At 29.8% G+C, this 24,242-nt stretch carries 21 protein-coding genes, 1 tRNA gene and 1 riboswitch; of the genes, 13 read left to right on the top strand and 9 right to left on the bottom strand.

Going from position 1 to position 24,242, the window contains the following annotated elements; translation table 11 throughout:
* Nucleotides 1–8: 8 nt before the first annotated feature.
* Nucleotides 9–1,355, bottom strand: a complete 1,347-nt coding sequence (locus tag RH99_RS01195; RefSeq protein ID WP_010233273.1) for a M28 family metallopeptidase — start codon at nucleotides 1,353–1,355, stop codon at nucleotides 9–11.
* A gap of 401 nt (nucleotides 1,356–1,756) precedes the next feature.
* Between RH99_RS01195 and RH99_RS01190 the strand changes: the two genes are divergently transcribed.
* Both RH99_RS01190 and RH99_RS01185 read left to right on the top strand, forming a co-directional pair.
* Nucleotides 1,757–3,913, top strand: coding sequence for a Tex family protein (locus RH99_RS01190; RefSeq protein WP_010233271.1), 2,157 nt, complete (start codon nucleotides 1,757–1,759; stop codon nucleotides 3,911–3,913).
* A gap of 110 nt (nucleotides 3,914–4,023) precedes the next feature.
* A riboswitch (FMN riboswitch) is annotated at nucleotides 4,024–4,141 on the top strand.
* Nucleotides 4,142–4,229: 88 nt separating this feature from the next.
* Nucleotides 4,230–4,853 (top strand): ECF transporter S component, encoded by a 624-nt coding sequence (locus tag RH99_RS01185; RefSeq protein WP_010233269.1) that lies wholly within the window; start codon nucleotides 4,230–4,232, stop codon nucleotides 4,851–4,853.
* A gap of 57 nt (nucleotides 4,854–4,910) precedes the next feature.
* Here the strand turns inward: RH99_RS01185 and rimI are convergent, their stop codons facing one another.
* The 4 genes from rimI to RH99_RS01165 all read right to left on the bottom strand — a co-directional run bounded on the left by rimI (nucleotide 4,911) and on the right by RH99_RS01165 (nucleotide 7,860).
* Nucleotides 4,911–5,369, bottom strand: coding sequence for a ribosomal protein S18-alanine N-acetyltransferase (gene rimI, locus RH99_RS01180; protein WP_010233265.1), 459 nt, complete (start codon nucleotides 5,367–5,369; stop codon nucleotides 4,911–4,913).
* Nucleotides 5,362–6,075, bottom strand: a complete 714-nt coding sequence (tsaB, locus tag RH99_RS01175) for a tRNA (adenosine(37)-N6)-threonylcarbamoyltransferase complex dimerization subunit type 1 TsaB (RefSeq protein WP_010233262.1) — start codon at nucleotides 6,073–6,075, stop codon at nucleotides 5,362–5,364. Before tsaB ends, rimI begins: the two co-directional genes overlap by 8 nt.
* Nucleotides 6,072–6,530 carry a tRNA (adenosine(37)-N6)-threonylcarbamoyltransferase complex ATPase subunit type 1 TsaE gene (gene tsaE / locus RH99_RS01170; protein WP_010233259.1) on the bottom strand — a complete coding sequence of 153 codons (459 nt, stop codon included), beginning with the start codon at nucleotides 6,528–6,530 and terminating at the stop codon, nucleotides 6,072–6,074. Before tsaE ends, tsaB begins: the two co-directional genes overlap by 4 nt.
* Before the next feature lie 85 nt (nucleotides 6,531–6,615).
* Nucleotides 6,616–7,860, bottom strand: coding sequence for an HD-GYP domain-containing protein (locus RH99_RS01165; protein WP_010233254.1), 1,245 nt, complete (start codon nucleotides 7,858–7,860; stop codon nucleotides 6,616–6,618).
* A gap of 188 nt (nucleotides 7,861–8,048) precedes the next feature.
* On the opposite strand from RH99_RS01165, the gene RH99_RS19860 reads away from it, so the two are divergent.
* The 4 genes from RH99_RS19860 (at nucleotide 8,049) to RH99_RS01150 (ending at nucleotide 9,641) form a co-directional block, all read left to right on the top strand.
* Nucleotides 8,049–8,498 carry a metal ABC transporter solute-binding protein, Zn/Mn family gene (locus RH99_RS19860; RefSeq protein ID WP_279372966.1) on the top strand — a complete coding sequence of 150 codons (450 nt, stop codon included), beginning with the start codon at nucleotides 8,049–8,051 and terminating at the stop codon, nucleotides 8,496–8,498.
* Between the two features lie 10 nt (nucleotides 8,499–8,508).
* Entirely contained in the window at nucleotides 8,509–8,958 is a 450-nt protein-coding gene (locus RH99_RS19855; protein ID WP_279372964.1) for a metal ABC transporter solute-binding protein, Zn/Mn family, read from the top strand.
* Nucleotides 8,959–9,069: 111 nt separating this feature from the next.
* On the top strand, nucleotides 9,070–9,456 hold the full coding sequence (locus RH99_RS01155; RefSeq protein ID WP_010233251.1) for a zinc ribbon domain-containing protein: 387 nt from the start codon (nucleotides 9,070–9,072) through the stop codon (nucleotides 9,454–9,456).
* A gap of 110 nt (nucleotides 9,457–9,566) precedes the next feature.
* Nucleotides 9,567–9,641: transfer RNA gene (locus RH99_RS01150), tRNA-Trp, on the top strand.
* Between the two features lie 219 nt (nucleotides 9,642–9,860).
* Here the strand turns inward: RH99_RS01150 and RH99_RS01145 are convergent.
* The gene (locus tag RH99_RS01145; RefSeq protein WP_010233248.1) at nucleotides 9,861–10,601 is read right to left on the bottom strand and encodes an SDR family oxidoreductase; all 741 of its coding nucleotides are present in this window, start codon (nucleotides 10,599–10,601) and stop codon (nucleotides 9,861–9,863) included.
* Between the two features lie 184 nt (nucleotides 10,602–10,785).
* Entirely contained in the window at nucleotides 10,786–11,322 is a 537-nt protein-coding gene (locus RH99_RS01140; protein WP_010233245.1) for a nitroreductase family protein, read from the bottom strand.
* Nucleotides 11,323–11,635: 313 nt separating this feature from the next.
* Between RH99_RS01140 and RH99_RS01135 the strand changes: the two genes are divergently transcribed.
* The 5 genes from RH99_RS01135 to RH99_RS01115 all read left to right on the top strand — a co-directional run bounded on the left by RH99_RS01135 (nucleotide 11,636) and on the right by RH99_RS01115 (nucleotide 19,501).
* Complete coding sequence (locus RH99_RS01135; protein WP_010233242.1) at nucleotides 11,636–12,571, top strand: AraC family transcriptional regulator; 936 nt, start codon at nucleotides 11,636–11,638, stop codon at nucleotides 12,569–12,571.
* A gap of 205 nt (nucleotides 12,572–12,776) precedes the next feature.
* Nucleotides 12,777–14,039 (top strand): hybrid sensor histidine kinase/response regulator, encoded by a 1,263-nt coding sequence (locus tag RH99_RS01130; RefSeq protein ID WP_010233239.1) that lies wholly within the window; start codon nucleotides 12,777–12,779, stop codon nucleotides 14,037–14,039.
* A 101-nt stretch (nucleotides 14,040–14,140) separates the two neighbouring features.
* Nucleotides 14,141–15,100 (top strand): sugar ABC transporter substrate-binding protein, encoded by a 960-nt coding sequence (locus tag RH99_RS01125; RefSeq protein ID WP_010233236.1) that lies wholly within the window; start codon nucleotides 14,141–14,143, stop codon nucleotides 15,098–15,100.
* 33 nt (nucleotides 15,101–15,133) lie between these two features.
* The gene (locus RH99_RS01120; RefSeq protein WP_010233234.1) at nucleotides 15,134–18,340 is read left to right on the top strand and encodes a response regulator; all 3,207 of its coding nucleotides are present in this window, start codon (nucleotides 15,134–15,136) and stop codon (nucleotides 18,338–18,340) included.
* Between the two features lie 18 nt (nucleotides 18,341–18,358).
* On the top strand, nucleotides 18,359–19,501 hold the full coding sequence (locus RH99_RS01115) for a CheR family methyltransferase (protein ID WP_010233232.1): 1,143 nt from the start codon (nucleotides 18,359–18,361) through the stop codon (nucleotides 19,499–19,501).
* 125 nt (nucleotides 19,502–19,626) lie between these two features.
* Here the strand turns inward: RH99_RS01115 and RH99_RS01110 are convergent, their stop codons facing one another.
* Complete coding sequence (locus RH99_RS01110) at nucleotides 19,627–20,598, bottom strand: Gfo/Idh/MocA family protein (protein WP_010233230.1); 972 nt, start codon at nucleotides 20,596–20,598, stop codon at nucleotides 19,627–19,629.
* 130 nt (nucleotides 20,599–20,728) lie between these two features.
* On the bottom strand, nucleotides 20,729–21,583 hold the full coding sequence (locus RH99_RS01105; RefSeq protein ID WP_010233228.1) for a MurR/RpiR family transcriptional regulator: 855 nt from the start codon (nucleotides 21,581–21,583) through the stop codon (nucleotides 20,729–20,731).
* A 320-nt stretch (nucleotides 21,584–21,903) separates the two neighbouring features.
* Here RH99_RS01105 and RH99_RS01100 point away from each other — a divergent pair, with 320 nt between their 5' ends.
* Nucleotides 21,904–22,746 carry a PHP domain-containing protein gene (locus RH99_RS01100; protein WP_010233226.1) on the top strand — a complete coding sequence of 281 codons (843 nt, stop codon included), beginning with the start codon at nucleotides 21,904–21,906 and terminating at the stop codon, nucleotides 22,744–22,746.
* A 459-nt stretch (nucleotides 22,747–23,205) separates the two neighbouring features.
* On the top strand, nucleotides 23,206–24,153 hold the full coding sequence (locus tag RH99_RS01095) for a phosphoglycerate dehydrogenase (RefSeq protein ID WP_010233224.1): 948 nt from the start codon (nucleotides 23,206–23,208) through the stop codon (nucleotides 24,151–24,153).
* Nucleotides 24,154–24,242: the final 89 nt, after the last annotated feature.

Here is a 24,242-nt window from a genome sequence, read left to right as displayed (position 1 = left end):
CTTTAAATTTATACATCCTTCTTATATATAACTATCAAATAAAATGTGCATATAACTGTACATGTAAGGGAAAGGGTAGCTACATATCTACTATACATTACTATTGGGTTTCTTCCAAAGCTAAGATGCAGTATTTCTTTTGAAGACACATTATAAGCTCTGTCTATGGAAGCAGTGCTTATAAATTCTGCTTTATCATTAGGAGTGTGAATTCTTTTCGTATCATTATCACAAAAGGTAATAGCATCAATTCCAAGTTTTCTAAAAGGACTGTGATCACTGTTGTCTTCAAAAAGATTATTGTAATGTATGTTATTGTCAGTACATATTTTTGAAATAACGTAAATAAGTGGAGTTTTATCACTATCATCCTTGGCTCCCATAATACCTAGAGGTACAGAATTATCACTACCAATCATATCAAAATTAAATACTTTTCCACCTTCAAGCCTAGTTAGGTACTCATTTGCAAATACTTCTGATCCTCTAAGACCATATTCTTCACCATTGAATGCTGCAAATATTATATCCCTATCTGGAGTGCCTAGAGATTTAATATATTTACTCATTTCCATAACAAAACTTATTCCAGAAGCATTATCTAAAGCCCCAGGATAGGTGGTGTTTAAAAGATCCTCACCTAAGTGATCAAAATGACCAGAGATAACTATTGGTGGAAGAGATGAATTTTTACCTTTTATGTATCCAACTACATTATTAACGCTTGTTTCTGTTTCTTTATAGGGAATAAAGCAGTCTATGGTATTGTTGTCATTTAGATAGTTTTCCATAGCCTTAAGTGTGTCTTTTTTCACCATAATTAAAAGAGAAAATTTACTACTGCTATCGAAAGAACTTCTAAAATCAAGATTATTATCATCAGGTGTATAGAATACATAGTTGCCTTTCCCAGAAGATACTCTTATAAAAGTATCTTTAACTGTTACTGAAGATCCTTTAGAGAAAGAAGTACGATTTTGCTTGAAAGATATCATATCTTCTTTGAAATCCGTACCATAATTAAATACCTTAATAGTTTGTCCCTGCTTATTTATAACTCTTAAATAAGGAGCTCCAGATATTTTTTCTGGATAAATTACTTTAAAGTTTTCATAATAATCTTTATTAAGTGGTTTTATTCCATTTTTTTTAAATTCGGATTTAATGTATGCAGAGGCTTGTTCATTTTCAAAGGTACCTGCCAGTCTTCCCTTAAATGTATCTGAGGATAGATAATTAATATTTTCTTTTACTGCGTTAGAGTCAAATTTATGAATAGAAGTAATTTCATGAAAACTAAATATAGATATTAATATAAATACTATTAAAAAAATGGATGCTATTTTCTTTTTCATATATATCTCCCTGTTAATTTCTGTATGCTTTTATACATATTATGTACAAGTCTATCTGTGTATTACAATTAAGGCATATTCAAATAAATAATTAGTCAGTATGCTAGCCTATTTTGAATCCTACTACATCAGCAGAACCCTCAGATAGCCCACTATCCTGGTCACCTGCTTCCTTGATCAATTCAAAATATTCGTGGCATCTTTGACTTACTATTTATTTTCACATGCCTAATAGATTTTATCTGATGATTGCTACATAAAAATAAATGGAATAATATCGTAACAGTTTTTTCTATGGATTTTATAAGAAAGTAATAGATGCTTGAAATTCATCAATAAAGTACACTATAATAATTAATGGTATAATAAAGTTATGCATATTATTAGGAGGGTACAAAAGAATGATAAACATTAATGAAAGATTGGCTGAAGAGTTTAAAATAACTATAAAACAAGTAGATAGTGTTATAGAAATGTTAGATGAGGGGAGTACGGTACCTTTTATAGCAAGATATAGAAAAGAGAGAACTGGTGGTCTTGACGACACTTTACTTAGAAATTTAAATGACAGGCTTACATATTTAAAAAACTTAGAAGATAGAAAAGAAACAGTGATAAAATCTATTGAAGAACAGGGAAAATTAACGGACGAATTAAAACAAAGTGTTATGAATTCAGATACTTTAACAGAAGTAGAAGATTTATATAGACCATATAAACAAAAGAAGAGAACAAGGGCTACTATAGCTGTAGAAAAAGGATTGAAACCTTTAGCAGAAGTTATTTTTAGTGGTGAATTACAAGAAGATGCTGAAGGATATGCTAAACAGTTCATTAATGAAGAAAAGGGAGTAACTAAAGTACAGGAAGCAATAAATGGCGCAGGAGATATTATAAGTGAAATGATTTCTGATGAAGCAGAATATAGAAAGTGGATAAGAAATCTAGTTCAAAAAGAAGGTATTATTGAAACTAGTGGAAGCAGCGATGAGCCTACACCTTATGAAATGTATTATGACTACAAAGAAGCTGTAGATAAGATTCCTCCACATAGAATTCTTGCTATAAACAGAGGGGAAAAAGAAAAAGTTTTATCAGTAAAGGTAACTTGTGATGGAGGTAGAATAATAGATTATTTAAACAATAAATGTTTAAAGGGAAATGAAAAAACTGATAAGTACGTAGAGAACAGTGTAAAAGACTCTTTAAAAAGGCTTATATATCCTTCTATAGAAAGAGAAATAAGATCAGAATTATTTGAAGTTGGAGAAGATGGTGCTATAGAGATATTTAAGTCTAATCTAAAGGCACTATTAATGCAGTCTCCTATAAAGGGAAAGGCAGTTTTAGGGTATGACCCTGGTTTTAGAACTGGTTGTAAAATAGCTGTATTAGATGAAACAGGTAAACTATTGGATATAGCAACAGTTTATGCAACTGCACCTCAAAATGATGTAGAGGGATCTATAAGAGTATTAAAACAACTTATATATAAGTATAATGTAGGTATGATTTCTCTTGGAAATGGAACGGCAAGTAGAGAATCTGAAGAAGTAGTAGCTAGACTTATAAAAGAAGTTAAAGATGAAAAGAATATGGATTTGTATTATGTAATAGTTTCAGAAGCGGGAGCCTCTGTCTATTCGGCTTCGGAGCTAGCAAGTAAAGAATATCCAGATATAAATGTTTCTATAAGAGGGGCTATATCTATTGGTAGAAGGCTCCAAGATCCATTAGCTGAACTTGTAAAGATAGATCCTAAATCTATAGGAGTAGGACAGTATCAACATGATGTTACACCTAAGAAAATGGATGAATCTTTAAAAGGTGTAGTTGAAGATTGTGTTAATAGTGTTGGCGTAGACTTAAATATAGCAACACCATCACTACTTTCCTATGTATCAGGAGTTAACAGTAATATAGCTAAAAATATAGTTGACTATAGAGAGGAAAAAGGAAAATTTAAGAGTAGAAAAGAACTTTTAAAAGTAAAAAGATTAGGTCCTAAAGCCTATGAACAGTGTGCAGGTTTTTTAAGAGTTATGGAAAGTAAGGAGGCATTGGATAATACTTCTGTACATCCAGAATCATATAAAGCGGCAAAGGAACTTTTAGATATATTAGGCTATACAGAAAAGGATATTAAAGAGGGAAAGCTTGTGGATATGGACAGTAAACTTAAGTTTATAGGAGTAGATAAGCTTGCAGAAAAATTAGAAATAGGAGTTCCAACTCTTTTAGATATAGTTAAAGAAGTAAAAAAACCTGGAAGAGATCCAAGAGAAGAAATGCCAAAACCAGTACTTAAAACTGGAATAATTGATATTACACAGCTTAAACCAGATATGATACTTACAGGTACAGTGAGAAATGTGGCAGACTTTGGTGCCTTTGTTGATATTGGAGTGCATCAAGATGGACTTGTACATATTAGTCAGCTTTCAGATAAATTTGTAAAACATCCTTTAGATATAGTGAAAGTTGGAGATATAGTGGAAGTAAGAGTTTTGGAAATTGATGAAAAGAGAAACAGAATATCACTTACTATGAAAAAATAATATAGATTTTTATTGAAAATTTGATGGTGAAAATTTAAACTAAAGTAGTACTGAGTAAGTATTGAATTTTTAAAAAATATGTATTATAATATGAGTATAAATTAAATAAAGATAATCTTCAGGGCAGGGTGAAATTCCCTACCGGCGGTATAGCCCGCGAACCAATTTTTGGTATGATTCGGTTAAATTCCGAAGCCGACAGTAAAGTCTGGATGAAAGAAGAGAGAATATGTAAATGCATTTATTGCCCTGATTATATAATCAGGGCTTTTTGATTACTGCCTCTTGAAGATAAATCAAAATTGGAGGTAAAATTATGAAAAATTCAAAATTAAATGTTATGACTAAAACAGCAATACTAAGTGTTATAGGTTTTTTGATTATGTTTATTGAAGTACCTATACCAATATTCCCATCATTTTTAAAAATTGATTTTAGTGATTTACCAGCACTTATAGGTGCTTTCGCTTTAGGTCCAGTTGCAGGAATCATAATAGAATTATTAAAGAATATACTACATGGTTTATTTGGAAGTCAAACTGCTTTTATAGGTGAGTTAGCAAACTTCTTAGTGGGTGGAATTTTTGTTGCTGTAGCAGGTATAATATATAAGAGAAGGAAAACAAGAACTAATGCTTTAATTGGGCTTGCAGCAGGAACTATTGTAATGTCAATTGCTGCTAGTGTTCTCAATTACTTTGTAATACTTCCACTTTATGAAACTGTACTTCATTTTCCAATTAATGCAGTAGTTGGTATGGGATCAAAACTTAATCCAAATATAAAAAATTTAAATACATTTATAGTATTTGCAATACTTCCTTTTAATTTAATAAAAGGTGTAATAGCTTCAGTGATAACAATGGCAGTTTATAAGGCTGTATCACCATTAATTCATAAAGAAGCACAAAAAATAGAAACAGCCCAAAGTAAAGCATAAAGTGTACAAGTAAAAGAGAGTGTTTAAAATTATTTTAAACACTCTCTTTTACTTGTACTATATGGTTGTTTGTATGTTTCTCTTCCACATTATTAATGCATCTTCATTATTATCAGCATAATAATTTTTCCTTATTCCTTCTGAGACAAATCCAAATTTATTATAAAGCTTTTGTGCAATTGTATTTGTCATTCTAACTTCTAAAGTAAGAGAATTAATTTGCTCTTTTTCACAAATATCTATAAGAGATTTCAGTATGACATTTCCTGCACCCATACATCTATACTTTGGGGCAACTGCAATGTTTGTAATATGTCCTTCGTCTAAGATTAGCCACATTCCACCGTAACCTATAACTTTATCATTATATTTTACAACTAAGTATCTTGCAAAGCTATTATTAAGTTCTCTTTCCATGGAATCTCTGCTCCAGGGATCTTTAAAACTTAGTTCTTCTATAGATAAAATAGCATCTATATATTCTTCTTCGAAAGGACAAACTACTAAATTATTCATCTATACTTTTACCAGTCCTTTTTTCATACTCTCTTTCAGCTTGAGATTTTCTTATATATATAGGAGCTGAATTATATAAATCATCACTTTCACCTTGAGTTAATTTTTTAAGACCAAGTTCGCCTAAGGAAGATGCTTTAACTAAATTCAAATGAGTAGGAGCAAATCTTACTTCTGGTAGATATTCCTGTATTTGATTTTTAAATAAAGCTATTCCATCTCCAATAAATGTAGCTGAACTGTCCTGATTTTTAACAAGAGCTAAAAGTTCTTCTATGGATATAATTTTGTAATCTGTAAGTCTTTTTAAATTATTTCCTTCAAATTTATATAGAGCAGTGTATACATTACCCCTTAGAGCATTTAATATAGGGCATATAATGCCAGAGGTATAAGCCATATTATAAGCTAAAGCATCAAGGCTTGAAATACTTATAAAGGGTTTAGTTGAGCCTTGACTTAAGCCTTTAATAGTAGACATACCGATTCTAAGACCTGTGAAGGATCCAGGACCCTTTGAAACCACAAAGCCATCTATAGTATTTATATCTGCATTTATATTTTTAAGCAGGTTATCAATTATAGTCATTAAAATAACAGAATGTTGTTTTTTATAGTTGAAGGTAATTTCTCCAAGCAGTCTTTCATCTTCAATAACCGCACAAGTTGCAGCTTCTGTAGCTGAGTCTATACTTAAAACTCTCATAGTTTAATCCCCTTTACATAATTGTATCTATCTCCAGAATAATTTAGTACTATTTTTCTATAATTATCACCTTTTTCAGGAAGTTTTTCTATGGTAATAGAAATGCGTTCCAAAGGGATAAGTTCTTCAATATAAGTTGACCATTCTATGATGCTTACAGCATCACTAAAAATATATTCATCAAAACCTATAGCATATATTTCGTCAGGATCATTAACCCTGTAGACATCAAAATGGTATAATTTTAATCTTCCATTGTATTCATTTACTATATTAAATGTAGGGCTTGTTATATACTCATCTATTAAAAGACCTTTTGCAATCCCCTTTGTAAAATGAGTTTTACCAGTACCAAGATCGCCATTCAAGCATATTATATCACCTGGATTTAAAACAGAACCTAGTTTTTTACCAAGTTCCATAGTCATATTTTCATTATTAACTATAAATTCCATAAGAATTCACCTCTTAAATATTTTATATTAAAAATAAAAAAAAGAAAAGGCAGTGCCTTTACTTCTTCTTAATAAATCACTAAGTTTAATAAGTATTTTCTTTTAAAGTATCCTTTAGTTCTTTTACTGAATGTTCGCATATTAATCCTTCATCTATCATACCATTAAGAATGGCAAAGGCTCTTTCACTATTCAATCCATTTCTATAGGGTCTATCCTCTGTAAGTGCCTGATATATATCACAAACACATAAAATTCTTGATTCTTCTGAAATAGTAAATCTGTCTAGTTTTCGAGGATAACCAGTGGCGTTTAATTTTTCATGATGATTTGAGGCCCATTCACTAATATCTTTTATATCTTCTATTCTATCTAATATTATCTTTGTATAATATACGTGAGATTTAATAACGGAGAATTCATCTTTTGTAAGTTGTCCATTTTTATCTAATATACTATTGGGAATAGCTAATTTACCAATATCATGCAGTAACCCAGCTATTTTAATTTCTAAACATTTTTCTTCTGGGTAACCCATATGATGAGATACCATACAGGCTAAATCAGCAATACCTTTTGAATGTTTAGCAGTAAAAGAGCTCTTATTGTCAATTATACTAGCTAATATATAAGCTATTTTTTCAAACTCATATAAATCAAGGTATATGTCTAGTGATGGTGATATATTATCTAAAATAAAGTCCATAAAGGATATATTTTCTATATCGAACCAAAATATATCCTTTTCAGCGATACATAAAAACGTATTAACTAAATTTTCAGAAAAAATAAAGTTGGAATTTATCTTAACCCAAGATATAATTTTGCTTCTCTGTTTATGTGATGTAAAGTTTTCATCATAAAGAAGTTCTACTAAATCAGCTAGTCTGATAATTTGACTGGCTATAGGAATTTCATCTCCCTTTAACCCCATAGCTCCACTGCCATCAAAATTTTCATGATGATAGAGTATTATAGGACTTATATTAGTGAATAGAGGAAGATTTTCTATTATACGTGAACCATTTTTGCAATGATCCAAAATAAATGTATTTGAAGTGTGGCTTTCCTTTAAAAAATTAGAAGCACCAATATCATGTAAAAGGCTGGATATGTATAATTCCTTCATGAAAATTTCAGAGAAATTTAATTGTTCTCCTAATTTTAATGAGATATATGTAGTTCTTTTGGAGTGGTTTAAATAATTATGATTTGAAAAATTTATATTGGATATATCTTCAATTATAGTCGAATCTTTTACTGAACTTATTTCAGCTAAATCCAAGGCTATAGCCATAGCTCTTATTGTTTTATCTAAGCTTATTTTCATAGTATTATACCACCTAAATTTACCATTTGAATTATTATGTAATATTATTTTACCATATTTAATTTTATTGTAAATTATTTAATATTAGATTAATAAAAAATCTTTATGTAATGTAGAAATAATATAGTAAATTACTGTATAATAATATATATATTTAGAAGTGAGAGCATAAAACAGAGGTGGAAAAATTGAAAAAGATAATATGTATATTTTTTTTGTCCATAATAATTATATTACAGTGTGCCTGTGATAAGAACATAAGCATTGATTCAAATACTGGAAACAAGAAAAAGGTGATAAAGAATTTAGATATAATGGTTACTAACAAAGATCTTTATAATATAGTAAAGGATATTGCTGGCGATGATAACAATTTAGAGTTTATGTTAAAGAATGAAAATGAAAATGAAGATTTTACATATACTGATGACGGTACTTCAAATATAGGTAAGCAAGATTTATTTATATATACTGGTGCTGGTTTTGAAAATTGGATAGATGATTTTTTAAATAAAGTTGATAAAAGTAAAGTTTCTATAATAAATTCCTCTAGAGGCGTTAGTATTTTAAACTATAATAACAAAAGTGCAAAAAAACTATGGTCAAAAAAATCCATATTACTGGATGGATATAGATAATTATAGAACAATGCTACTTAATATTAAAAATGCTATAGAAGAAAAGGATCCTAAAAATAGAAATTTATATGAAACAAATTTTAGAAATGCTATTAAGGATATAGATGGGTACAAAGAATCTATGAAAGATATAAGTAGTAAGATGTCAGGCTATACAATTGTTACGGATACAGATAAATTTGATTATTTCTTAAAGAGCCAAAATTTAAATAATATAAAGTTTTATAGAAATGATCAGGGAAACATTTCTCCAGAAGATAATCAAAGAATATCTGTAGAGAAAGATAATGAAAAGAAATTATGTTTTATATATGATGATGATAATGATTTAAATCAAAATAAAGACATAATAGATAGATATAATATACAAACAATAAAATTAACAGTTTATAATGGAGATATGAGTTATATTGATATATTAAAAGGTAATATGGAAAGTATAAAAAATGTTATTAAGTAAGAGAAAAGCTATTTATTGATGGGTAGATTTAAATAATGAAAAAATTTTGATTTTATTCTTACTCATTATAATATTTAAACTTAAGATTATAATTTTAATGGGGGTTTTATAGTGTTTTTCATAGGTATATTTGGAGCAGGAAAGAGACATGAAGAAATAAGAATTATAAATAATATGGTTTGTAAATCCTGTGAAAGGATGACTGCATATAAGTTAATAAAAATGTATAATTATTTTCAAATATTTTTTATTCCAATATTTAAATGGAGAGAGGAATACTATTTAATTTCAAAATGCTGTGGAAGTATATTTGGATTGTCTAAAGAACAAGGTGAAGATTTAGAAAGGGGTGAAGATTCTGTTCTATCTAATTTAAATATAACTATATTAGAAGATAATAGATCACAATGTGGAAAACTTATATGTGATAACTGTGGAAAAGAAGTGGATGAAAACTTTGACTTTTGTCCACATTGTGGTACAAAGTTAAGCGATTAAGATAAATTAACTTTATTTTCTTGACTTTAAATCTTTTCTATATTATAATATTTTGTGTTGGTAACCTTTATAGTAAAATAATTAAATGATATCAATTATAAACAAAATATAGGGGTATGGCTCAACGGTAGAGTAGTGGTCTCCAAAACCATTGGCTGTAGGTTCAAATCCTACTACCCCTGCCAAAACATTCAAATAAGTGGGTTTACAGAAATGTAAGTTTGCTTATTTTTTTATTTTTCCATACTTTTTATAGAAGAGTTAGATAAAAAAGAAAAGGATGCAATCCTTTTCTTTTCTGATTTCATATTTTTCAAAGCGGGTGTCTAATGGATCATCCGCATATTTAAAGAATCGGATTAACCCCTTGGTTTTGTCCAAAACCAAGGGGTTAATCCGATTGCTCAGGCCAGTCCGCCATTAGCGAAGAGTACTTGTCCGTTAATCCAGCGTGCAGGACCGGCAAGGAAAGCAATAACCTCGGTAATATCCTCAGGAGTACCGAGACGCTCAAGCGGTGCGGCCTTAGAAAGATGCTCAATTGTGGCCTCATCTTTGCCATCGAGGAACAGAGGTGTTGCGGTTGGGCCAGGGGCTACTGCATTCACAGTTATATCTTTGCCTCGAAGTTCGCGGGCCAGTATCAGGGTCATAGCTTCAACTGCACCTTTACTTGCTGCATATGCTCCATAGTTCGGGAATTGGAGGCGGGTAACGGAAGTGGAAAAGTTGATGATTGCGCCGCCGCTCCTCACGCGTCTTGCGGACTGCTGGGAGACAACAAAGGTGCCGCGGATGTTAGTACGGTGCATCCGATCAAGGTCATCGAGATTAAGTGTTGCAATCGGAGACAGCAGCATAATGCCGGCTGTGTTTACAACAATATCAATTCCACCGAATTCCTTTTCCACAGAATCAAATGCTGCGGACATGGCAGTTTCGTCTGCTACGTCGCCTCCTACTGCGATTGCCTTGCCGCCTGCAGCGGTAATTGTAGAAACGATTTTATCCGCCTTGGACTTATTGTTGGCGTAATGTACGCCTATGGCGATGCCGTCTTTGGCAAGACGCTCGGCAACAACGCGGCCAATGCCGCCCGAAGCGCCGGTGATTAGGGCAACGCGCAAATTTGTGTTGTTAGTCATAAAATACCTCCTTAATGATTCTTTTATTTTAATAAAAATTTTGGAAACAATGACTTATGATTGTTTCTGGTTTAGAAGCTTTCACACTGGCTAATCCGTTTATTTGACAGATAAGGGAATTCTGTTCCGGCTATCTGTTTATATTTGTAGTATCTCCTGTGTGCGGCCTATTTATTCCGAGTTGTTAAGGAATAAATAGGATAATGTCCTCTAACGGTTTGCGGGCTTTCTGGCGTACAGCTATGTCTGCTGGATATCCGGCAGCGATTAGAAAACGAATTTTCTTCTCTTGCGGAATGTCTAACAAGGAACTAATTTTTTCCCTGTTATATACCCCCAGCACACAGGTGCCGATCCCTTGTGACTCAGCTTCAAGGCAGAGATAAGCTGCGGCTGCTCCGATATCACCAGGGGCGAAATACTGACTGTCAACAATACATTTTAATTGAGGCATCAGATTAGCATGTTCCTCGAGTATAACAAAAAATGCATTTGCGCCGGATATATAGGAATTCAGTCCAAGCTGCTGCGCACATTTTGCTAATTCACTTACAATATCTGGGTTTTGTGCAACTACAAAACTCCAAGGTTGCCCGTTGCAGCCCGATGGGGCAAGACGGGCCGCTTCAACACAGCGTACCAGTTTTTCATGTTCTACCGGCCGATCGGCAAAGTTTCTGCAGCTCTGTCGGCGCAAACAAAGTTCCATAAAATCACTCATGATATCCTCCTATGACAATTGAAAATCTTTGTTTATTAATTGTACTCATAATAAAATCCTCCATAATTTCCTCGGCACACAGGCGACTTTGTATTCTCATTGATTTTGTGCATTGTTACTAATGTATGCCATATTATCATTCATACTAAAACTCAATTTCTACCTCCTTTTTAATTTTATTAAATAACTTGTATATGATTATGGGATAATTATATATCTAAGATAGCCCAATATGGTAGCCTATTCATCCTTAATCATTGCCTGATCCTGCAAATTTGATTATAATCTTTATATGAACAGGAGATGATCTAATATGAAAAATAGAATTTTTAATTTTGACAAGCATAACTTAATAAATCAGAGAAAACAGTTAGCTTTGCTAGTTGAGCGTTTTACTGATAGAGATGGATTGCAATCAACGGCTATACCATCATTGGATTTTATACGTGCCTCTAGCATATTAGAGCCATTGCATTCACTTTATGCACCATCCTTATGCATAATAGTACAAGGCGCTAAAATGGTTATTCTTGGAAAAGAAAGTTATAAATATGACACAAACTCATACTTGGTGGCTTCTGTTCATTTGCCTATTATAGGCAAAATCATTGAAGCTACTCCTGATATGCCATATTTATCTATAAAACTAAGTTTTAGTTCTGATCAAATTCTTGATATTATCAAAGAATCACAACAAGTTTCTAGCAAAAAATCTGACTTAAAAAGAGGGTTAATTGTAACCAAAACTAATTTAACACTTCTTGATACTTTGCTAAGGCTTGTTAGCCTTTTAGAAACTCCAAATGATATCCCAATCCTTGCACCTCTATTTATTCGTGAAATTCTTTATAGAGTTTTACAAGATGAGCATGGATACATAGTAAAGCAATTTGCTGTTATAGGTAGCCATGCTCAATCTATCTCAAAAGCTATTAATGTTATTAACAGTGATTTTGCAAAACCCTTGCGTATCGATGAACTAGCAAAGAAAATAAACATGAGTCCATCCTCATTACACCATCACTTTAAAAAAGTTACTGCAATGAGCCCATTACAATATCAAAAACAAGTTAGATTACAAGAAGCAAGGCGCCTATTACTTTCAGAAACATTAGACGCTGCAGATGCAGGTTTTAAGGTAGGTTATGAGAGCCCTTCCCAATTTAGTCGCGAGTATGCACGGATGTTTGGATTACCTCCTATAAGTGATATAAAACGCCTTAGAGATTCTATATATATTAATTTTTAAAAGTAAAATTTAAGTATATGCATTATATTTAGATAATATATTTTAAACTTAATATAAAGTAAAGTGGTTAAAAAATTATTGACTTATTTTTACATAATATATTGTATAATAAAAGAATCCTATGCTATAATTCAGAAGTAAAGTAAAAAATCGGGAATACTTGACAAATATTGCTTTTAAATAGTATAAGGGAAGGTTTTATAAAATGAACATAACAAATTTATATACAATTTTAGTAGTTGATGATGATCAAAACAATTTATTTACTGTAAAAACTCTTATAAAGGAATACATTGATGCTAACGTATTGACTGCAGATACTCCGAAAAAGGCATTGCAAGAGCTTATAAAAAATCCCGTAGATTTAATTATTTTAGATGTACAAATGAAGAGAGAAATGGATGGTTTTGAACTGGCGCAAATTATAAAGGGAAGAAAGAAGACAGAACATATTCCCATTGTATTTTTAACAGGAGCTTATATTGGAGATGATTTCAAAAAAAGAGGGTTTGAAATAGGCGCTGTGGACTATTTAACTAAGCCCATTGATGATTTTTTACTTATAAATAGAATAAATGTATATCTAAAGCTAATAGAAAAAGAAAGAAAAACAAATATATTGTTGCAAGAACAAACAAAAGAATTAACAAGAGCAAAGGAAATGGCTGAGGAAGCTAATGAAGCTAAAAATAGTTTTTTTGCAAATATCTCCCATGAATTTAGAACTCCTTTAAATATTCTCTTAGGATCATCACAAATTATAAGACATTACCTAGAAAATGATAAGGTTTTAAATAAAGAAAAGATGAAGTCAAATGTAAAAATTCAAATCCAAAATTGTTATAGGCTCGTAAGGTTAGTTAACAATTTATTAGATATTACAAAAATGGATTCGGGTAATTTTACTCTTAATTTTTCAACATGTAATATTATTGAGGTAGTGGAATCAGTTGTACTATCTGTTGTAGAATTTGCGGCCTCAAAAAATATAGAAGTGATATTTGATACTAATGTGGAAGAACTAAATTTTTATTGTGATTTAGATACTATTGAACGAATTGTACTAAATCTTCTATCAAATGCAATAAAATTTACTCCTAAAGGCGGAAATATTTTTGTTAATGTAAATGTTTTAGATAAATTCATTGAAATTAGTGTAAAGGATTCTGGTATAGGAATTCCTAAAGACAAACAGCAAATGATTTTTCAAAGATTCAAACAAGTAGACAACCTCCTTACAAGAAGCTGTGAGGGCAGCGGCATAGGTCTTAGTCTTGTGAAGTCTTTAGTTGAAATGCACGGAGGAACCATAAGTGTTAAAAGCGAATCACAAAAAGGAAGTGAATTTATTGTCAAAATTCCTATCAGAGAAGGAGCTGGTGAAAAAACTATCCAAGAGCACTTAATAAATAATAGCAGTGCTGTAATTAAAAAAATTGACATAGAGTTTTCTGATATATACTTTTGATTTAGTTAAAATTTTCATTAAACAGTAAGAAAATATATATAAAGGTGAATGTGTATCTAGTGTTGTTAGTTGGATAAAAATATACAAGGGAGATAAAATCAATGAAAAAATTTTTATTAATGATACTTACTGTTATGACAATATGTTTATTTATTGGATGTGTAAAAATAGATAATAATACAGTAAAAGATAGAAACAAAATTAAGATAGGTGTTTGCATATCTAATTATAATGATAAATACCGATCTTATTTACTTAATGAAATGAAGAATTACTCAAAAACCTTAAATGATGTTGAAGTTACATATGTTGATTCAAAACAGAATTCTAATACACAATTGTCACAGGTTGAAAACTTTATATCTCAGGGAGTAGATGCAATAGTCATTAACACAGTTTATACATATTCATCAAAGGAAATAACTGATAAAGCTAAAGCGGCCAATATTCCAATTATCAGTCTTATGGATCCCGTTGAAAATCAAAATAATGCAGCAAGTTATATAACTTCAGATTCAAAACAGGCTGGTACAGTAGAAATGGAATATCTTGCAAAAAAATTGAATTATAAAGGAAACGTTGCAATTATGATGGGGCAGCTGGGTGGTGAATCAGAGAGGTTAAGAACTGAAGCTTATCATGAAGTAATAGCTAAATATCCTAATATGAAAATTGTTGCGGAGCAATCAGCTGACTGGGATAGAGCTAGAGGTATGGCTCTAATGGAAACTTGGATTGAATCTGGCAAAGAAATTGATGTAGTAGCTAGCAATAATGATGAAATGGCAATAGGAGCATTAAAAGCTATAGAAGCAGCGGGAAAACTTGGAAAGATAACTGTAGGTGGTATAGATGCTACCCCTGAAGCTCTTGATTATTTAAAAAATGGAGAATTAGCTGTTACAGTATTTCAGGATGCAACAAAGCTAGGTAAGAGCAGTATAGAAACTTCAGTTAAAGCAGCTAAAGGTGAAAGTGTGCAAAGAACAATAAATTTACAGAATGAATTAGTTACTCCAGAAAATGTAGACCAATATATAGCTAAATGGAAAAATAAATAAAAGTTTGTGAGATCCATTTTTAAGGAGGAATTTATGAATATTTTTAAAAATTTTAATATAAAAAAGAGATTTTTGATATTGTTTTTTATTTGTATTACAACATTTATTGGATTTGGCATTTTTGCTTTAATAGAAATTAATAATTTAGCAGAAGTAACTAATAGACTATATAATCAATCATCGAAGGTTTCCGATGCTACAGTGAATGCAAAAGTAAATTTGGTTAAAATCAATAGCTCTATGAATGATGTGATTTTATCAACAGGTAGTGATGAAATTCAAGAGAATATAAATAAAGTTGACCGATATGAAAGTGATTTCCAAAAAAACTTAGATACTATAGGAGAAAATTCTGTTGATTTTGATACTAAAAGAAATTTAAAAGATGCTAATGATATTCTCTCTAAATGGTGGAAAACACAAAGGGATAAAATTATTAAAGATATGCAAGAAGGTAAAAAAGATGATGCAATAAATATATCTAAGGGGATAAGTTCAGATTTTGTAAGTGAGCTTGAACTTGATCTTGATAACATATATTCAAATTCTTCAACTAATCAAACAAGCTTAATTCAAGAATCAAATGAGCTGCAGTCTTCAGAGAGAATAACTTTAATTTTAACTTTAACAATTTTAACAAGTATACTTTTAGTACTGTTTATATCAATAATAAAAAGTATTGTAGTTCCTATTAACAAATTAAAAGATCATATGATTAAAATTTCAAACTCAGGCAATTTTGAAGAATATGAAATTAATGAAAAAGATGAAATATCGGAAATGGCTAAAAATTATAATCTACTAATAGGTAAGTTAAAAACTAAGTTATGGATAAATAATGCTCAAAATGCGCTAAATGATGTAATGGCTAATAGCCTTTCTGTAAAAGAATTAACACAAAAGACTATCGATTTTTTATCAAGAACTTTAGATGCTGGTAACGGAACCTTTTATATATACAAACATTCAGAGAATAGACTTATTTTAAATTCATCCTTTGCCTTTACAGAAAGAGAGAAATTATCTAATATATATGAGCTTGGGGAAGGAATTGTAGGACAAGTGGCTTTAGAGAGAAAACCCATACATCTAAAAAAGGTAAGAGAGTCCGAATCAGCAATTTGTACCTCAACTACACTTGCTCCACCACTTAATATTTATACTTTTCCTTTAATTTATGAGAATGATCTCTACGGAGTTATTGAATTATCCTCTTTTGAGTATTTTGATGACTTAAAAAAGAAATTCATAGGAGAAGTATGCAATGCAATTGCCATAAACCTTTACTCTGTATTCCAAAATGAAAGGATTAAAGACCTATTAGTTAAAAGTGAAGAATCAACTAAAGAAGCACATGAAATATCAAGTGAGCTTAAAAATGCAAATGAAGAATTAGAAGAACAACAAAGGCAGCTTCAAGTTCAAGCTGAGGAACTTCAACAAACTAATTCTCAACTTGAAGAACAACAACAAATACTTCAACAACAGAGTGAAGAACTACAGCAAACTAATACTCAGCTTGAAGAACATCAACTACAAATAGAAGAGCAGTCAAGGATTATGAATATTAAGAATGGGGAATTAGAAAAATCTAAAGAAGAAATTTTGGTACGTTCAAAAGAGTTAGAAACTGCAAATAAATATAAATCCGAATTTTTGGCAAATATTTCTCACGAACTTAGAACACCTCTTAATTCAATTATATTATTATCGAATCTTTTAATTAGAAATGAAAAAAATAAGTTCGAAAGTGGTACAAGAGAAAAATTTAAAGTTATATATGACTCAGGGCAGCATCTCCTTCGTTTGATAAACAATATTTTAGATCTATCAAAAATCGAGGCTGGAAAAATAGATATTAACTATAATTATTTTAATACAAAGGATCTTATAAAAGAACTTAGGGATATTTTTGATGGGATAGCAAAGGAAAAAAATATTCAGTTTATACTGGAAGATCAATTTAAAAATGATTTTTATGGTGATAGAGATAGAATTTCACAAGTAATTAGGAATTTTTTATCTAATGCATTTAAATTTACAGATATGGGAACTGTAAAATTAAAAATAGCAGAAGATCATCATTATAAAAATAATCTAGTATTTTCTGTATCTGATACAGGAATAGGTATTGCTAAAGAAAAATTAGATATAGTTTTTCAAGAATTTCACCAAGGCGATGGCTCTATTTCAAGAAAATATGGGGGTACAGGCCTTGGATTATCTATTAGCAGCAAGCTTTGTGAACTTATGAATGGTAAAATAGAAGTAAGCAGTGAAACTGGAGTAGGGAGCACTTTTTATCTGTATTTGCCTTTGACTCTTTCAGAAGAAGAGTCTTCTACAAAGCAAGAGGCTGCTGTTACTATGACTCCAGAGCCTAAAAATAAAAAAGAAGTATATATAGAAGAAATAAAAAATATAAAACAAAAAAATCTACTAATAGTTGAAGATGATAAAAACTTGATACAGTCAATAAAGGCTGTCTCTGAAGGTATAGGTTTTACTGCATTAACATCCAATAGTGGAGCAGAAGCACTAAAACTTATAAAAGAACATGAAATTAATGGTGTTTTATTAGATTTAGGACTGCCAGACATAAATGGAATTGCTTTGCTAAAAGAAATTAATGAAACATTAAAACTAAAAGATACATATGTTCCTGTTATTATTTATACAGGAATGGACATATCTTCTGAACAAGAAAAAGAGATAAAATTATATTCAGATAGAATAATTATTAAAACTTCAAATTCAGATGAAAGGTTGCTAGACGAACTGACTTTAATACTTCATAAGGTTAATAATGAAGAAGAATACAAAAGTATTATGACTTCTAAAATTAATAAAGATACAGCACTAAATCTAGCTAATAAAAAAATACTCATTGCAGATGATGATCCACGAAATATATTTGTACTTGCTGCTGCATTAGAAGAGTACGGTGCAGAAATTATTGAAGCTGAAGATGGAGAAGTAGCATTAACAAAACTTGAAACTCAGGCTATAGATTTAATTTTAATGGATATAATGATGCCTGTTATGAATGGATATGAAGCAATTAAAAAAATACGAAACTCAGATAAAATTAAAAATATACCAATTATAGCTACAACAGCAAAGTCACTAAAAGGTGATAGAGAAAAGTGTATGTCAGCTGGTGCCAATGATTATATTTCCAAGCCTATTGATTATGATGTACTAATAACATTAATAAAAGCTTGGATTAATAAAGCTTAATTAATTTTGGAGGATAATTTGACTATTAAAACTATTTGCAAACAGAATGAAATATATATAACAGTAATTGGTGAATTAGAAGACTCTAATCAAATAGGTGAATTAGCGAAACTTTTAAGTATATCAGAAAATAAAAATTTTAATGTGACTTTTCTAGGAGCTAATATAATCCATAGAAGCATTATAGAAAAGCTTTTTATCCTGCAAGAGCATAAAAAATGTAATATTTTTGTTTTAAAAAGATACTTGTTCTCATATTTGCAATATTTGGGGATAAAATGTAGTTATATAACTGAAGATTTAACTTTTAGAAAGCTTAAGGACAATTTATCTTATGAAAAAGAAAAACCTAGTCATGAAGAAATTTATATTTTTTTAAAAGATTTAAACAATATTTATGGCTATGATTATACAGAGTATCAAATAGATAGTATTATGAGGAGAATAAACATAGCCATGATCAGAGAGAGAATTCACGATTTTAGTGTATTTAGAGAACAAGTACTAAATAATCGAGAAATTTTCTATGATTTATTTTTAGATCTCTCTATAAATACTACAGAGTTTTTTAGAAATCATGAAGTATTTAATATGATTAAAAATAAAATATTGCCATATTTAAATTCCTATAATCATATTAAAATTTGGTGCGCAGGTTGTTCAATAGGTAAAGAGGTATATTCATTAGCTATAATACTAAAAGAAGCAAATATGCTTGGCAAAACTCAAATTTATGCTACGGATATCAATCCCTATGCTATTGAAGAAGCAAAAAATGGTCTATATTCAATTACTACATTGGACAAGGATATAGATAATTACAGAAATGCTCAAGGAGAAAAAAGTTTTATTCAGTATTTTGATGTTAATAAGAACTATATTAAAGTTAAGAATGAATTGAAAAAAAATATATTATTTTTTCAGCATAGCTTACTAAGTAGTGGAACATTAAACGAGTTTAATCTAATACTTTGTAGAAATGTTTTTATTTATTTTAATGACAGTTTGAAGGAGAAGGTTTTAAAAAACTTTTATAATTCTTTGGATAATAACGGATTTTTAGTGCTTGGTAAAAGTGAAAGAATTCAAGAACGTAATGGCCATAATTATTTTTATAAGTATGATGATCAAAATAAAATATATAGGAAAATGAATAAGTAAGCAAATGCATTAGTTTTATACCATTTGCTTCTTAATTTATGCAAGAAATATATATAATAGAGAAGGTACATAGATTTGTGTAAATCAAATCTATGTACCTTCTCTAAATCATTACTAATATTATTTTATTCAAAAGGATATACAAATCCCCATTGATTTCTTACTTCACTTAATAAGTGAGAAACGTCAACTGACAATTGAAGTTGTTCATCACCAGTTTTATTTGTAATATATTCTTGCATATCTTCTACTTCATAGTTTAGAGCCTTTGCTGTTTCTCCTAATTGAAGCTCTTCTGTTCTTCCGTCTTCTGTGTAAGTGATTGTTGCTTTATCAGCTCTTGGATAATTGCTTACCTCAATATATCCAAGTTCTCCTGCGACAACACCACGTTTTGGTTGTTTTGCTCTCATAGTTAAAGCCATAACTGCCATCTGATCGCGATCATTTTTCATAATAATACCGGATTGTTCATCTACTCCAGTTTCAAAATATTTTGCTGTAGTAAGAATTACATTTGGTTTACTCTCCATAAAATATCTTGCAAAGGAAGTTGCATAAACACCTATATCTAGAAGTGCTCCACCAGCTAAATCTTTACTAAAGAAACGATTTTTCACATCGTACTCTTTACAGCTTCCAAAGTTAACCTGAACCATTTTTACTTTACCTATAGCCCCTGAATCAACAATTTCCTTTAATTTTTTATATAAAGGCATGTGGTACATTGTCATTCCTTCTGTTACAACTAAGTTTTTCTCTTTAGCAATTGTAACTACCTCATCTAATTGTTTTGAATTTACTGTAATTGCTTTTTCACAGAAAACATGTTTTCCATTCTTAACTGCTTTTAATAGAAATTGATAATGAAGGTTGTGTGGTGTTGCAATATATATAATATCAATTTCTGGATTGGCAATCATTTTGTCAGCATCATTATAAACATTTGATACATGGAATTTATTTGCAAAGTCTTGTGCTTTTTCTAAATTAAGATCACATACTGCATAGATTTCGCCATTTACTTCATTTAATGCGGCTGCCATTTCTCCACCAATATTACCAGTTCCTAAAATACCCCAATTATATTTTTTCATTTTAAATTCCCTCTTTCTATTTTATTTTAAGTGTAACTCTCTTTTTCATATTGCTAATGATTTATTAATAATGAAGTATGTATTATCTCCACTATATTCTTTATTAATACATTATTAAATAATAGATTTGCTATAATTTGTCATCAGCCATGGACTGTTCATGTCTACTAATGTTTTTATATACATCTTCCTTCTTTACTGTTAAGAATAAATATAAAATCTCAATTACCATAGATGCAGATACCCTAGAAAAATAATACTCATCCATGAATAATTTTTCTCTTGTTGCTGTTGTAATATGATATTTACTAGCTTTTGCAATTGGTGACCATTCGTTATTAGTAATTGCAATGGTGGTGGCTTTTTTTTCATTAGCTGCCTCAATCACAGTTAATAACCTTTTAGAAGCTCCAGAGTTAGATATTGAAATTAACACATCTTCATTTGTTAAATTATAAGTATATGCCAATTGTGTTTCCCAAATGGTATTAGATATTGCCTTAATTCCAATTTGATTAAACTTATAAGTTCCATCTAGGGCAACTGGAATAGTATTACCAACTGCGGCAAATTGAACAGATTTTGCATTATTAAGTAAATATAATATTTCTTTAAAACTTTCTTCATTTATCATAGAGATTGTCTGTCTAAGTTCCTCTATTTTATTTGCTAGGATATTCTGTAAAGATTGAGGAATATTATTTTCATCAATGTCATTAGATACTGGTATAGCATCCATATTTGATTCCACAATCTCTTTTGCAAGACTAATTTTAAGATGATGAAATCCTTTCATATTGCATTTCTTACAAAATCTCGAAATAGTTGCTTCACTAGCGCCGCTTGCTGCCGCTAATTCTGCAATTGTCATTTCTATAACTTCTTCTTTATTATTTATAATATAATTTGCAATTTTCTTTTCTGCTTCGAAAAAATCATCATATCCAGAGAAAATCACATCTAATACTGTTTTACTATTTTTCATATATTTGATTCCTTTCGGAAAATGATATTGGATAAAGTATGCTTTCTTATAGAACACATGATTTACTCTTTTCCTTCTACCTTTACTATATTATGAAGTTATAATTTTGTCAACACAATTTGTATAAAATTTTATTTCATGGAAGATTCATGAGAAGTTTGCAGATAGAATAGTTAGTTGAAAAGAAAATTTAGGTATTATTTTTAAGTAATTTAATTTCATAGACATTGCTTGAAAAAAAATAATTTTCGTGATATGTTGTTAATATAAAAGTGAAATTTAACTTATATGCGTACTAAATTACGCAGATAGGAGGAAAAATGAAAGCAGATTTGCATAATCATAGTTTTTTATCCGATGGAGTTTTGAGTGTACAAGATATCATAGGTTACTCAAAAAAAGTAGGCTTAAATTGTATAGCTATTACAGATCATGACACCATGGCAGGGGTTCTTCCAGCCTATACATTTGGTGAGAAAATAGGTATGTCTATAATACCAGGTGTTGAAATATCTACAGTTAATTATGAAACTAATCGTTCTGTTCATATGCTTTGTTATTTTCCTAAGGATATATTTAAGCTTCAGGGATTTTTAAATAAAATTTTAATTAATAGAGAAAATGCTAAAAGGCAGATGGCAAAGATGCTAATGAGTGAATGCCCTATTACTATGGAACATATAGAAAGATATAGTTGTAAAAGCCAGTCCATGTACGAGACTCATATAATGCAAGCTGTGGCAGATTTGGGATATACAAATGTTGTCATTGGTAAACTATATAAAGAATTACTTTCGAAAAAAGGAAAATATTACGTGCAAATTACCTATCCTAGTGTATACGAAGCATTAGAAATGATAAAAGAAGTGGGGGGCATTGCAGTTATGGCTCATCCTGGGCAATTTGACTCTATTGAATTATTAGAAGAATTAGCTAGAAAAGGATTGGTACAAGGTGCAGAATACAATCATCCTAGGAATTCAGAAGAAGTTAAAAAACAAATAAAGGATATTGCTGAAAGATATAATTTAATTATGACTGGAGGAACGGATTTTCATGGATATTATTCAAATTCACCACATCCAATAGGATCTTTTACATGTCCAGAAGGTGAAGTTGAAAAATTAATTACGTTAGGGCATAAGGCATATGAAAATAAATAACAAGTCAAAGATACGACGCATATTATGAATCATACAAGGAAACAGGTTCTGATGATAGTGGTGCTATCAGAGGGTTCTGTTAACGTAGTATGATTCATAATAGACTAGTATACTGACTAGTTATTTATTTGAACATGCCTAAGGCTAAATGATATTTCTTACGAATATAATAAGATATATTTAAAAATTTATAGGGCTTTCTGAGGTTTCAGAAAGTTTTTTTTATATGCAAAAATATTTAATTAATATTATCATGAATTTTTATAAAATAACATATAACCTATTTGTGAAGTAAACATATAGTATTAATAAACAAAATTTATTTTGTATTTGTTCGCTTTCACTTTAGAACCAGGGAGTATTACAATGGATAGTCATCTGATAAATAGTGTATCTTACTGATGGTGAATTTAACAGTACATATTTTTCTTATTAAAATTAAAAGAAAGGTGATATTTAATGATTACAGATGTTTTATGTACTTACGATTATGGAAGAGAAAAAATGGATAAGTTAAGTTCACTAGGTTATAAGATAATGATAAAAGATGAAAAAAATTTAATTTATAAAGATGATTTAAAAGACGTAGAGATATTAATTACTTATAATCCATTTTCAACTTTAAATATATCTAATATGAAAAAATTAAAATGGATTCAGCTATTAAGTAATGGTATTGATCAATTACCAAACAAATATATTGAAGAAAATAATATACTGGTAACTAATAATAAAAATAGTTATAGTATACCTGTGGCAGAGTGGATAGTTCTAAAAATATTAGAGATATATAAAAATAGTTACAGTTTCTATAAAAATATGAGAAAAAAACTTTGGAAGGAAGATCAATCATTGCTGGAACTTGATAAAAAGATAGTTGGAATATTAGGTACTGGTGGTATTTCTGTTGAAGCTGCAAAGAGATTAAAAGGATTTAATGTTACTTTGCTAGGATGTAATACTGGAGGCACAAAGACAACACATTTTGATAAATGCTATCCTAAAAGTGAAATGAAGGAAATGTTAAAACAATGTGATGTGGTGGTAAATCTATTCCCTGGTACTAAAGAAACCTATCATATTATTGATAAACATTGTTTTGAAGTAATGAGGGCTGGAGTTGTGTTTATTAGTGTAGGTAGAGGTGAAGTGATTAATGAAAAGGATCTTATACAATATATTAAAAATAAAAAATTTAGAGGGGTTGCTCTAGATGTTTTTGAAAATGAACCTTTAGATAAAGAAAATTCTCTGTGGAATTTTGATAATGTTATTATAACACCTCATAATGCATGGATTTCGGAAAAAAACCATGAAAAAATATATGATTTAGTTTATGAAAATATGACAAGATATACAATGAAGCAATGCCTAATTAATAAAGTGAATTTGCAAAGGGGTTATTAAGTTAATTAATTGTATACAAAATATATGTAAAATGTAATTTAATAAATGTGATAAAAAATTGTATAAAAGTATAAAATCAAAAATAAATT

Origin of the sequence: Clostridium arbusti SL206, from assembly GCF_000246895.1 — a bacterium.
GTDB lineage: Bacteria > Bacillota > Clostridia > Clostridiales > Clostridiaceae > Clostridium_I > Clostridium_I arbusti.
This window is presented reverse-complemented; position numbering and strand designations above follow the sequence as displayed.

Excerpts from the sequence above, each read along its gene's own strand:
- RH99_RS01195 (WP_010233273.1), bottom strand. The coding sequence starts at position 1,355 with ATGAAAAAGAAAATAGCATCCATTTTTTTAATAGTATTTATATTAATA.
- RH99_RS01190 (WP_010233271.1), top strand. The coding sequence starts at position 1,757 with ATGATAAACATTAATGAAAGATTGGCTGAAGAGTTTAAAATAACTATA.
- RH99_RS01185 (WP_010233269.1), top strand. The coding sequence starts at position 4,230 with ATGAAAAATTCAAAATTAAATGTTATGACTAAAACAGCAATACTAAGT.
- rimI (WP_010233265.1), bottom strand. The coding sequence starts at position 5,369 with ATGAATAATTTAGTAGTTTGTCCTTTCGAAGAAGAATATATAGATGCT.
- tsaB (WP_010233262.1), bottom strand. The coding sequence starts at position 6,075 with ATGAGAGTTTTAAGTATAGACTCAGCTACAGAAGCTGCAACTTGTGCG.
- tsaE (WP_010233259.1), bottom strand. The coding sequence starts at position 6,530 with ATGGAATTTATAGTTAATAATGAAAATATGACTATGGAACTTGGTAAA.
- RH99_RS01165 (WP_010233254.1), bottom strand. The coding sequence starts at position 7,860 with ATGAAAATAAGCTTAGATAAAACAATAAGAGCTATGGCTATAGCCTTG.
- RH99_RS19855 (WP_279372964.1), top strand. The coding sequence starts at position 8,509 with ATGCTACTTAATATTAAAAATGCTATAGAAGAAAAGGATCCTAAAAAT.
- RH99_RS01145 (WP_010233248.1), bottom strand. The coding sequence starts at position 10,601 with ATGACTAACAACACAAATTTGCGCGTTGCCCTAATCACCGGCGCTTCG.
- RH99_RS01140 (WP_010233245.1), bottom strand. The coding sequence starts at position 11,322 with ATGAGTGATTTTATGGAACTTTGTTTGCGCCGACAGAGCTGCAGAAAC.
- RH99_RS01135 (WP_010233242.1), top strand. The coding sequence starts at position 11,636 with ATGAAAAATAGAATTTTTAATTTTGACAAGCATAACTTAATAAATCAG.
- RH99_RS01130 (WP_010233239.1), top strand. The coding sequence starts at position 12,777 with ATGAACATAACAAATTTATATACAATTTTAGTAGTTGATGATGATCAA.
- RH99_RS01125 (WP_010233236.1), top strand. The coding sequence starts at position 14,141 with ATGAAAAAATTTTTATTAATGATACTTACTGTTATGACAATATGTTTA.
- RH99_RS01120 (WP_010233234.1), top strand. The coding sequence starts at position 15,134 with ATGAATATTTTTAAAAATTTTAATATAAAAAAGAGATTTTTGATATTG.
- RH99_RS01110 (WP_010233230.1), bottom strand. The coding sequence starts at position 20,598 with ATGAAAAAATATAATTGGGGTATTTTAGGAACTGGTAATATTGGTGGA.
- RH99_RS01105 (WP_010233228.1), bottom strand. The coding sequence starts at position 21,583 with ATGAAAAATAGTAAAACAGTATTAGATGTGATTTTCTCTGGATATGAT.
- RH99_RS01100 (WP_010233226.1), top strand. The coding sequence starts at position 21,904 with ATGAAAGCAGATTTGCATAATCATAGTTTTTTATCCGATGGAGTTTTG.
- RH99_RS01095 (WP_010233224.1), top strand. The coding sequence starts at position 23,206 with ATGATTACAGATGTTTTATGTACTTACGATTATGGAAGAGAAAAAATG.